This window comes from Stappia sp. P2PMeth1 (assembly GCF_900185735.1).
GTDB lineage: Bacteria > Pseudomonadota > Alphaproteobacteria > Rhizobiales > Stappiaceae > Stappia.
In genome coordinates this window covers 1-8,541 of the sequence record NZ_FYAW01000051.1, presented here as the reverse complement: position 1 = coordinate 8,541, position 8,541 = coordinate 1, and the positions used below count along the sequence as shown (strand labels likewise).

Sequence of the window (8,541 nt, the reverse complement as noted above, 5' to 3'; positions counted from 1 at the left end):
GCCCGGACTCCTGCTCCTTCAATATCGCGATGATCTGTTCTTCGTTGAACCTGCTGCGCTTCATGCGTCCGCCCTCTGTTGCGGCGGACTCTACCAAAATCTGGAGGAGATCTAGGGGCTCAGGTCAGCGGCTCTGGCAACCTCCAGTCCTTCGAGGGCCAGCTCGAGCTGTTCGATATTGCGAGCCACTTTCTCCGAGGAGGTGCCGAACTTCTGCTTCTTGAGCCGCACGATCTGGACCCGAAGAGCGTCGACCAGCGCCTCGTAGGCGCGGTTGGATCGGGAGAGCTCCTCGATCTGACTGGCCTGTGCAGCGATGATCGCGCGCAACGCATCGAGATCGTCAGGCAGGTGTTCGGCAGGGCTCGTCATGATAAACGAACCCTATCAGAATCCGGCAGTTAGCACCAGAATCATCATGCAAAAACAGTGAGATAATCCGCCGCAACGATCAGGAAAACCGCTCGGGCGGCGTGCCCCAGTTGGGTCGGCGCCAATCGATCCCCTCCCACAACATGGCCAGTTGCGCCGAGGTCAGACGCGCCGTGCCATCGGCGGCGGATGGCCAAGGAAAGCGCCCCTTCTCGAGGATCTTGTAATAGAGGCAGTACCCCTGGCCGTCAAAATAGAGGATCTTGACCCTGTCGCCGCGGCGACCGCGAAAGGCAAAGACGGATCCACTGGCAGGTTTTTGCCGCAGTTGGTCCTGCACGATCGCAGCAAGGCCGGCGATGCCCTTCCTCATGTCGGTCACCCCGCAGGCCAGATAGACTCGCACGCCCGTACCCGGCCCAATCATGCCGCCTCGGCAATCCGGATCAGCCGGATCCACTGCGTATCACTCAGCCTCGTCGACGCCCGAATACTGCGTCCGTTGGTGAGAACCACTTCGATGAGGTCGACCGAACCGGAATGAGCATCGCTTGTGCCGGAAACAGCATCTTCGGCAACCTCGACCGGCACCAGAAGACCATTCCGATCACTGATCAGCCCTTTGCGGCGCATCTCGGTTCGCCACTGATAAATATGCTGTCGGGTGATATCGTGTCGGCGCGCGACACTAGCGACGGTCTCACCATCAACGCCGACCTCGCCGAGGATTGTAAGCTTCTCCTCGTCCGGCCAGCGGCGCCGGCGCTCAACCCCTGTGATCACCTCGTAGCGCATGCAGTTCCCGACACTCACGTTGCTGACGTCAAAAACGACGCCAATAACGACGGTCATTACACGTCAGCACACGCCCCGAAAGGCGGTCCTACCCGGCCGGTTACCTCCGATGGGTTGGCGATATTGTTCATCGACAACGACGACATCGACAATAGTATGATCGATCTGCCAAAGGGCATTCGGCTTTGCGACAGAAAGCTGGCCAGGGCTCGGTGTCGAGGCGGCTTCGATCTCGCGCTCCCCGCGCTTGCGGGCCGCTACAAGCGGGATCAGTTCCGACACTCTACGCTGCACAGTGCTACGATGTGGAGGTGATAGCCCCTCTGTGAGGCATACTTCCCCAATGCGCCGCATCAGTGCGGCGAAGCTCGGCTTTTCCTTTTTGAGCCAGAAGCCCTCCACTTGTTCGGCGATAATGCGCTCGGTTCTGGGATCCAGCCTAACCATTCCTTCTTGCGTGCCGCGTTTTCTAGGTTTGAGGCTTGAAGTGCGTTGTGTCTTTCTAAACCTCGCAACGAGCCGAAACAGCGTCGAACGCGGGATCCCATACTCATCACGCGCAGCCGCGACTACCTCAGCTGTCACTTTCCCATCACTGCCGCGGAGCAGATATCGAAGAAACTCTTCCGGACTTACATCGTCGGCATGTCGGTCACCATCACCGGGGGCTTCTGGGGATGAAATCATACGGCGACATTATGGTCGATCGATCGGTCGATCAATCCCATTTGGAGTGTAATAAAATCTCATTGGCGTCTCATTTGAAGTGTAATGCATTACACTTCAGTCTCACGCAAATCATTGAAAACACTCAATGCGCGAGTCTCGGTTTCAAACATAAATCGACAGGATGACCTTCAGGCAGGCAAGCGAACTCGGCGCCCATGTCAGGAAGGGCGAAACCAGCAGCACCGTCATCTATGCCAGTCGCTTCACCAAAACCGAAACTGATGCGCGTGGTGCCGAGGTTGAGCGGGATATTCCATTCCTGCGCACATACGGCGTGTTCAACGTCGAGCAGATCGAAGGTCTGCCAGCGCACTATTATCAAAGGCCTGATCCGGTGACCGATCCTCTTGAACGGATCGAAAGCGCCGACCGGTTCTTCGCCAATGCCGGGGCGGACCTTCGTCATGGCGGTTCACGGGCATTTTATGCGCCGTCCAGCGACCATATCCAGATGCCGCCTTTTGAGACGTTCCGGGATGCTGCTTCCTACGCCGCGATCCTCAGTCACGAGCATATCCACTGGACGGCGAAGGCCGATCGTGTCGGCCGCGATCTCAGCCGATATAGCAAGGACCGAACCGAACGCGCGCGGGAAGAATTATGTGCCGAGATCGGGTCCGCGCTCCTTTGTGCCGATCTCGACATCGTTCCCGAGCTCGAGCCGCGGCCGGACCACGCGGCCTATGTCGGGAGTTGGCTGAAGGTGCTGGGCGATGACAAGCGCGCCATCTTCCAAGCTGCCGCCCATGCACAGCGGGCCGTCAATTTCCTCCACGCGTTGCAGCCGGCCGCGTCTGACGAGCGCGAGGTGGCCTGATGTTTATCCAAGGCGGCCGAAATAAGGCGGCCCGGCTGCTGGCTTCGAGGCGGATTGCACCGGGGTGCTCAGGGCGAGTATGCGAATACCATGACGGTGTGTCTTTTCCTCGAACGCGTGGCCGGCCCTTTCTGCGGCTCGATTTGGCATGTCTGACCTGAAACCGGCTTCGCCTCGATCGTTCTCCCGCAACGGCCTCCTGCGACTTTCTTCCCCTGCCGGACCCCACCCCACTCGGCAAGCCAAGTGGGGACCCCGAGGCGCCGCCATTCCTCGCGGTCCAAGAAAGCCGCTTCCGGCCGCCCTCCATTGCATTGCGGCCTCTTCGAGGTGCGGTCCGATCGTCTCCGGTCTTTCGACTGCTATCGAGGCCGCGAAGGGCGCGGCCCGGATGAAACGAAAAGGAACATTATCATGGCTACCATCGGCACCTTCACCAGCACCGCCAACGGCTTCACCGGCACGATCAAGACCCTCAACCTCAATGTCAAGGCGCGCATCGCGCGGGTCGAGAACCCCTCCGACAAGGGCCCGCACTTCAGGATTTTCGCTGCGGGCAACGTGGAGCTTGGGGCAGCGTGGCAGAAGACTGCCAGGGAAAGCGAGCGCGACTACCTCTCGGTCAAGCTGGACGATCCGAGCTTCCCGGCTCCCATCTACGCCACCCTGATCGAGGTGGAGGGCGAGGAAGACCTCCAGCTGATCTGGTCCCGGCCGAACCGGGACTGAGGTTTCCGGCACAATCGGCCCCGCCACCAGGCGGGGCCATTTTTTGCGGCGGGGGCAGTCATTGCATCAAATACATCAATGCTGTATATAGCGACTATCACAGCAAGCTGGAGTTTCCAATGTCCGGATCAAACAGCACGTTCACGACCAGCGACTTCTCCCGAAAGTCAGGCGACATTATCGCCGAGGCGCTGCGCCGCCCGGTGACGATCACCCAACGCAACAAGCCGCGCCTGGTGATCCTCAATATCGAAGATTACGAACGCATGCGCCGCCAGGCCGATACGAGGATGGTGGGTACGCTCGAAACTATGCCCGACGCGCTTCTCGATGAAATGGCCGAAGCGATCGAGGCCTATGCCGATGATAATGAAGGCGGCCGGTCGTGAGCTTCGACGACATCCAGACCGCGAGCATTGTCCGCTACCCCTATCTGTGGGTTCGCGAGGCCGGCCACGGTGAAACCGAAGGCCGAAAGAACAGGCCCGTTGCGGTTGGGATCAGGATTAAGCGGTCGGATGGCGATCTCCTCCTCCTGTTTCCGATCACGACGAAACAGCCGGAACCGGCCCGCTTTGCGGCAGAGATCCCGGCAACCGAAAAGCGACGGGCCGGCCTTGATGCGGATCTTCCTCTCTGGTTGATCCTTGACGAGTACAATACCGACATCATCGGGCAGTCATATTATCTCGAACCACAGCCGCCCATGGGCCGCTTCAGCAAGGCATTTTTCCTGCCGCTCGTGCGTGAGTTCATCGCACGACGCCAATCGCTGCGCGGTGTCAGCCGCAACCGGTGAGATGGGTTGTCGTCTTTCCTTTGGCGGTTCCATGCGTGCAATGCCTCTGGTGAAGCGCCCCTGACCCGACAGCACGAACAACCTGCGTGCCAGATCATTCCTGTCGTCCTCTTTCCAGTCTTCAGGCTCGTGGTGCCTGCTGGATGAGGCTCTCCCATCGAGATTTGTCTGGTTGCGAGCTCGCCACGTACGGCAGTTTGATCGCGCCTGCCCCGCGGGGTCGGACAGCTTGCTAGCTCCACCACAGCTGATCGCACCAATCTCCCGTATCCAGCAAATGGCGTACCCGGGCGCGAGCCTGTCGTCGGATGTGTGGCGAGCCATGCAGTAGCCCTGACATTGGTCAGGTCGATTGCGGTGAGAATCGCGATGTTTCCAATGCCGCGTCCCGACGGATGACTCATTCCCATCCTTTCGCCTTAGAATCTGGGCAGCCCTTTCTGCGGCTCGATTTGGCATGTCTGACCTGAAACCGGCTTCGCCTCGATCGTTCTCCCGCAACGGCCTCCTGCGACTTTCTTCCCCTGCCGGACCCCACCCCACTCGGCAAGCCAAGTGGGGACCCCGAGGCGCCGCCATTCCTCGCGGTCCAAGAAAGCCGCTTCCGGCCGCCCTCCATTGCATTGCGGCCTCTTCGAGGTGCGGTCCGATCGTCTCCGGTCTTTCGACTGCTATCGAGGCCGCGAAGGGCGCGGCCCGGATGAAACGAAAAGGAACATTATCATGGCTACCATCGGCACCTTCACCAGCACCGCCAACGGCTTCACCGGCACGATCAAGACCCTCAACCTCAATGTCAAGGCGCGCATCGCGCGGGTCGAGAACCCCTCCGACAAGGGCCCGCACTTCAGGATTTTCGCTGCGGGCAACGTGGAGCTTGGGGCAGCGTGGCAGAAGACTGCCAGGGAAAGCGAGCGCGACTACCTCTCGGTCAAGCTGGACGATCCGAGCTTCCCGGCTCCCATCTACGCCACCCTGATCGAGGTGGAGGGCGAGGAAGACCTCCAGCTGATCTGGTCCCGGCCGAACCGGGACTGAGGTTTCCGGCACAATCGGCCCCGCCACCAGGCGGGGCCATTTCTGCGCTCGGGGCGGAGATCACAGGTCAAACTCCAACCTCGAGCCCGAGGCGAGGTGGTTTCTGGCGTCAAGTCGAACCGTTGTGGAACAGTCTGCTCAGTACGTCCGAGGATGCCATGACGGCTCGAAGGCCTCAAGGACGAGCTGCTCCCCCAAATTTCAGCCCCGACCTCCGGCCCGGGTCAGAAATTCGGCTCCCCCACTCGCCGGCTCCGCCGGTCGCGTGCCGCGATCCCTGACCCCTCCACTCCGTCATGACCGCGGTCACCGTCTTTCACAAACAATGACGGAGATGACCAATGTCGATCGATCAGCACATCGAGGAATTGCGCGCCGAGCTGCGGAATGCCGTTTATCGGGACGAGCGCCGCTGGATCGAGGATGCGCTTGCGATGGCGCTTGCCGAGCGCGAGGCGATCTGGACCGAGCAGGCAGGTGCCGTCGACAGCGCGCCGCCCTTCTAGGGCGGCTTTGCGCCCAAGGGCGCCAACAGCCTGTCGTGCAAGCACGACGAACCGATGGTACGGATCGGCCGCGTTCTTGCTTCTGCCGCTGCTGCGCGGAATAGACGCTCTGCCTATGGCTGTGATCGAAGTCAGGTGTTCCGGGCCGTACCGGCCGCGCTATAGCCCCGCCGCCGCTTGGCGCGTTCGAGACGTAGTAAGGCGGCCGCGGCGGCGTCCTCATTGTCGAAGGTCTCCATCATCGACTGGCCGTTGGTTCCGATGCGGCCCCAGTTGCGGATGACCGACGCGCCGCCGAACAGGGTCGGCTGGATCGCGAGCGTATAAAACCGACGCATGTTCTGCGTCGGGTCGATGCGTCGCAGATGAACCGGGCCCGCGTCTTCCTTTTCCATAGAAGGAGTCTCGCCTCTGGCGGAATCGGCGTCAAACAACTTTCCTGAATCGAACCGGCTCGACCGATTCATTGCCGTGATGTCTCAACCGCACCAGTTCCGCCGCGCGCCATCCCACCGACGCGCCAAACCCTCGCCCACCAGCATCTCACCAATCGAGCGCCCGTCGCGCAGCACGGTGCGGAGTTTGCGACCATACTGATCTTTGTCGCGTGTTCCCGCGACGAGCGAGAACGGCCCGGCGTTCAGAAGCTCGCGCAGCCGGTGCTTGGCGGCCTCACCTTTGAGGCGTTCTTGCTCGCAGCGCGGCGGGTTGATCTCCGGTGTGTCGATATCGGCGATCCGGATCCTTTCTCCTGAGAGCCAGAATGTGTCGCCATCGACGATGCATGTGACACGGCGGCCCTCGCCACAGAAGGAAAACGTCACGCGCAGCATGTCGGGCCGGGCGATGTCGGCGGCAAGTGTGGGCGGGCCACCTTCCTGATAAAGGTGCGCGGCATATATCCCTGCAGCAATGAGGACGATAATCGTCCAGGTCCATTTCAAATTAAAGCCGCGCCCATTCGTGCGGCTGCTTCGGTAGTTTCTGGCAGGTCTGGCTGATCTTTTCCTGTCATAATACGGGATTCGTTTCTTCCCGCCGCCCTTGATGCGGACGTTTCCGTTCAAATGATTCGATGCCTCCTTCTGACTGCGGCGCAATTGTAGCGGATGGTGGGTTACGATCTGCTTCCAGGCTTCGTGAATATTCCTGCTTCCGGAAGAAGAATGTTTGGGCGAGACCCCTCCGGGGCACGGCTCTATTCGCTGCGCTCACCGAACCCGCTGACGCGGTTTCAGCCCATGCGGGTGACGATCCTCTTCTGTAATCGGTAGTGCTGAGTCAATCTTTAGATCATGATCGTAAGCTCGAAAGTTGCAGTTCGTTTGCCGATTGACTTTTCAACCGCACCCTGGATCTCTCTTCTGTACGGGGTCCGTCGCTAAGCGCGGCCCCAAGATGGGCTACGAGGGTCAGCCGTCCAATCTCGCGTGGGCGCGGTTCACATCAATGATGGGCCGCTGGGATCGTCGCGGACTGGCTGTCCCGTCGTCCAGGTTGTGGTCTAGCGCGGGGATGAGAGCACGAAGTCCGCCAGCCTACGCGGCTGGTAGCTGCACCTCATTCCCCGGCTCGAACCGGCTCCCGGATATCCAAATGCGGTGCATGATCACCGCCAGTTTTCGTGCGACCGCAACGGTAGCCCTTTTGAATCCGCGGCGCCGGGCGATCGCCATGCCCCAGGACCGAAGCCGTGATTGCTTGCCAATCCGGTTCATCAATGCCGCTGCAGCCTCATAAAGGAGGTGGCGCATCATGCTGTCGCCAGCTCGGCTGATCCTCCCTGTTCGATCAATCTCGCCAGACTGATATATCCGCGGTGTTAGTCCAAAAAGCGCTCCGACCGATTTCGACGATGAGATGCGGAAGGGGTCGTCCACCGTTGCACGGTAAGCAAGACTGGTGATCGGTCCCACTCCCGGTATCGTCATCAATCGCAGGCAGACGTCGTCACGTCGCGCAGCGCGCTGGAGCATGTTGTCCATTTCCTTCCGTTCGGTCGCGAGCTGCTCAGAGGATCGAAGAAGTGGCTCGATAGCGACCTCCAAAGCAGGCTTCTGGGCGATCAGTTCTCGTACACGGTCAGAGAATCTGCAGCGATGTGTGGTTCCCATTTTCAGGCCGTGCATTCGCAGGAGCCCGCGAATCGTGCCCTGCATTTGAAGCAAGGCCGACACGATTTGCCCCCGTGCCTGAATGGCGGTTCGCACCATTTGCGCTTCAACAGATTTCACATGGACCGCGCGATAGTGCCCGATACGCATCATCTCGGCGAGGCCGCGAGCGTCATTTCTGTCGGTCTTGACCGGGCGAGTGGAGAGAAACCGTTGAGCATGGTTCGTCTCGACGCAAACTGCTGTGAAGCCAGCGTTTGTTAGATGTCCGTGCAGCCACTCTGATAAGGGGCACGCTTCCAAGCCGACCTTGTCGATGTCGTTCTGCCAAGCGGCCAGCTTCGCGATGATCGGACCAGGTTCGCTATCGACCTTTCCTTGCCAGATGATAGTGCCGTCCAGTTCAAGGACGCAGACCGAAGTCTTGGTCAGTGAGATGTCCAGTCCTACTACTTTTCGCATGTCGGGCTCCTACGGTTGGGGCTCGGCAGCAGGCTAGCAGATGCTGGCGCTGATGACCTGAGCCCCTAGATCTCCTCCAGATTTTGGTAGAGTCCGCCGCAACAGAGGGCGGACGCATGAAGCGCAGCAGGTTCAACGAAGAACAGATCATCGCGATATTGAAGGAGCAGGAGTCCGGGC

Annotated in this window: 12 protein-coding genes and 1 pseudogene; 6 read left to right on the top strand and 7 right to left on the bottom strand. The window is 60.2% G+C overall.

The genetic code is table 11. The annotated features are described in order from the left end of the window. Positions 1 to 111 precede the first annotated feature (111 nt). The 4 genes from P2PM1_RS23715 to P2PM1_RS25855 form a co-directional block, all read right to left on the bottom strand. Positions 112 to 372 carry a hypothetical protein gene (locus tag P2PM1_RS23715; protein WP_186400795.1) on the bottom strand — a complete coding sequence of 87 codons (261 nt, stop codon included), beginning with the start codon at positions 370 to 372 and terminating at the stop codon, positions 112 to 114. A gap of 79 nt (positions 373 to 451) precedes the next feature. Then, a complete protein-coding gene (gene tnpB, locus P2PM1_RS23710; protein WP_186400794.1) occupies positions 452 to 799 on the bottom strand; it encodes an IS66 family insertion sequence element accessory protein TnpB in 348 nt (115 codons plus the stop codon). Continuing rightward, on the bottom strand, positions 796 to 1,224 hold the full coding sequence (locus tag P2PM1_RS23705) for a transposase (protein ID WP_208985404.1): 429 nt from the start codon (positions 1,222 to 1,224) through the stop codon (positions 796 to 798). The genes tnpB and P2PM1_RS23705 overlap by 4 nt, the downstream gene beginning before the upstream one ends. Before the next feature lie 6 nt (positions 1,225 to 1,230). Next, the gene (locus P2PM1_RS25855) at positions 1,231 to 1,614 is read right to left on the bottom strand and encodes a DNA-binding domain-containing protein (protein WP_371637052.1); all 384 of its coding nucleotides are present in this window, start codon (positions 1,612 to 1,614) and stop codon (positions 1,231 to 1,233) included. Positions 1,615 to 2,017: 403 nt separating this feature from the next. Here P2PM1_RS25855 and P2PM1_RS23695 point away from each other — a divergent pair. From P2PM1_RS23695 to P2PM1_RS23670, 6 genes and pseudogenes are all read left to right on the top strand, one after another. Then, positions 2,018 to 2,713: pseudogene (locus P2PM1_RS23695) on the top strand (ArdC family protein); the annotation flags it as partial. Positions 2,714 to 3,127: 414 nt separating this feature from the next. Next, complete coding sequence (locus P2PM1_RS23690; protein ID WP_186400789.1) at positions 3,128 to 3,442, top strand: DUF736 domain-containing protein; 315 nt, start codon at positions 3,128 to 3,130, stop codon at positions 3,440 to 3,442. Between the two features lie 119 nt (positions 3,443 to 3,561). Next, a complete protein-coding gene (locus tag P2PM1_RS23685) occupies positions 3,562 to 3,831 on the top strand; it encodes a type II toxin-antitoxin system prevent-host-death family antitoxin (protein ID WP_186400791.1) in 270 nt (89 codons plus the stop codon). Next, positions 3,828 to 4,241, top strand: a complete 414-nt coding sequence (locus P2PM1_RS23680; RefSeq protein ID WP_186400790.1) for a hypothetical protein — start codon at positions 3,828 to 3,830, stop codon at positions 4,239 to 4,241. The genes P2PM1_RS23685 and P2PM1_RS23680 overlap by 4 nt, the downstream gene beginning before the upstream one ends. Before the next feature lie 723 nt (positions 4,242 to 4,964). Then, the gene (locus tag P2PM1_RS23675; protein ID WP_186400789.1) at positions 4,965 to 5,279 is read left to right on the top strand and encodes a DUF736 domain-containing protein; all 315 of its coding nucleotides are present in this window, start codon (positions 4,965 to 4,967) and stop codon (positions 5,277 to 5,279) included. A 341-nt stretch (positions 5,280 to 5,620) separates the two neighbouring features. Then, positions 5,621 to 5,785, top strand: a complete 165-nt coding sequence (locus P2PM1_RS23670) for a hypothetical protein (RefSeq protein ID WP_186400788.1) — start codon at positions 5,621 to 5,623, stop codon at positions 5,783 to 5,785. A 131-nt stretch (positions 5,786 to 5,916) separates the two neighbouring features. On the opposite strand, the gene P2PM1_RS23665 is transcribed toward P2PM1_RS23670, so the two are convergent. The 3 genes from P2PM1_RS23665 to P2PM1_RS23655 all read right to left on the bottom strand — a co-directional run bounded on the left by P2PM1_RS23665 (position 5,917) and on the right by P2PM1_RS23655 (position 8,361). Beyond that, on the bottom strand, positions 5,917 to 6,180 hold the full coding sequence (locus tag P2PM1_RS23665) for a WGR domain-containing protein (RefSeq protein ID WP_186400787.1): 264 nt from the start codon (positions 6,178 to 6,180) through the stop codon (positions 5,917 to 5,919). Positions 6,181 to 6,264: 84 nt separating this feature from the next. Further along, complete coding sequence (locus P2PM1_RS23660) at positions 6,265 to 6,729, bottom strand: thermonuclease family protein (protein ID WP_244301614.1); 465 nt, start codon at positions 6,727 to 6,729, stop codon at positions 6,265 to 6,267. A 594-nt stretch (positions 6,730 to 7,323) separates the two neighbouring features. Next, a complete protein-coding gene (locus tag P2PM1_RS23655) occupies positions 7,324 to 8,361 on the bottom strand; it encodes an IS110 family transposase (RefSeq protein WP_186400786.1) in 1,038 nt (345 codons plus the stop codon). Positions 8,362 to 8,541: the final 180 nt, after the last annotated feature.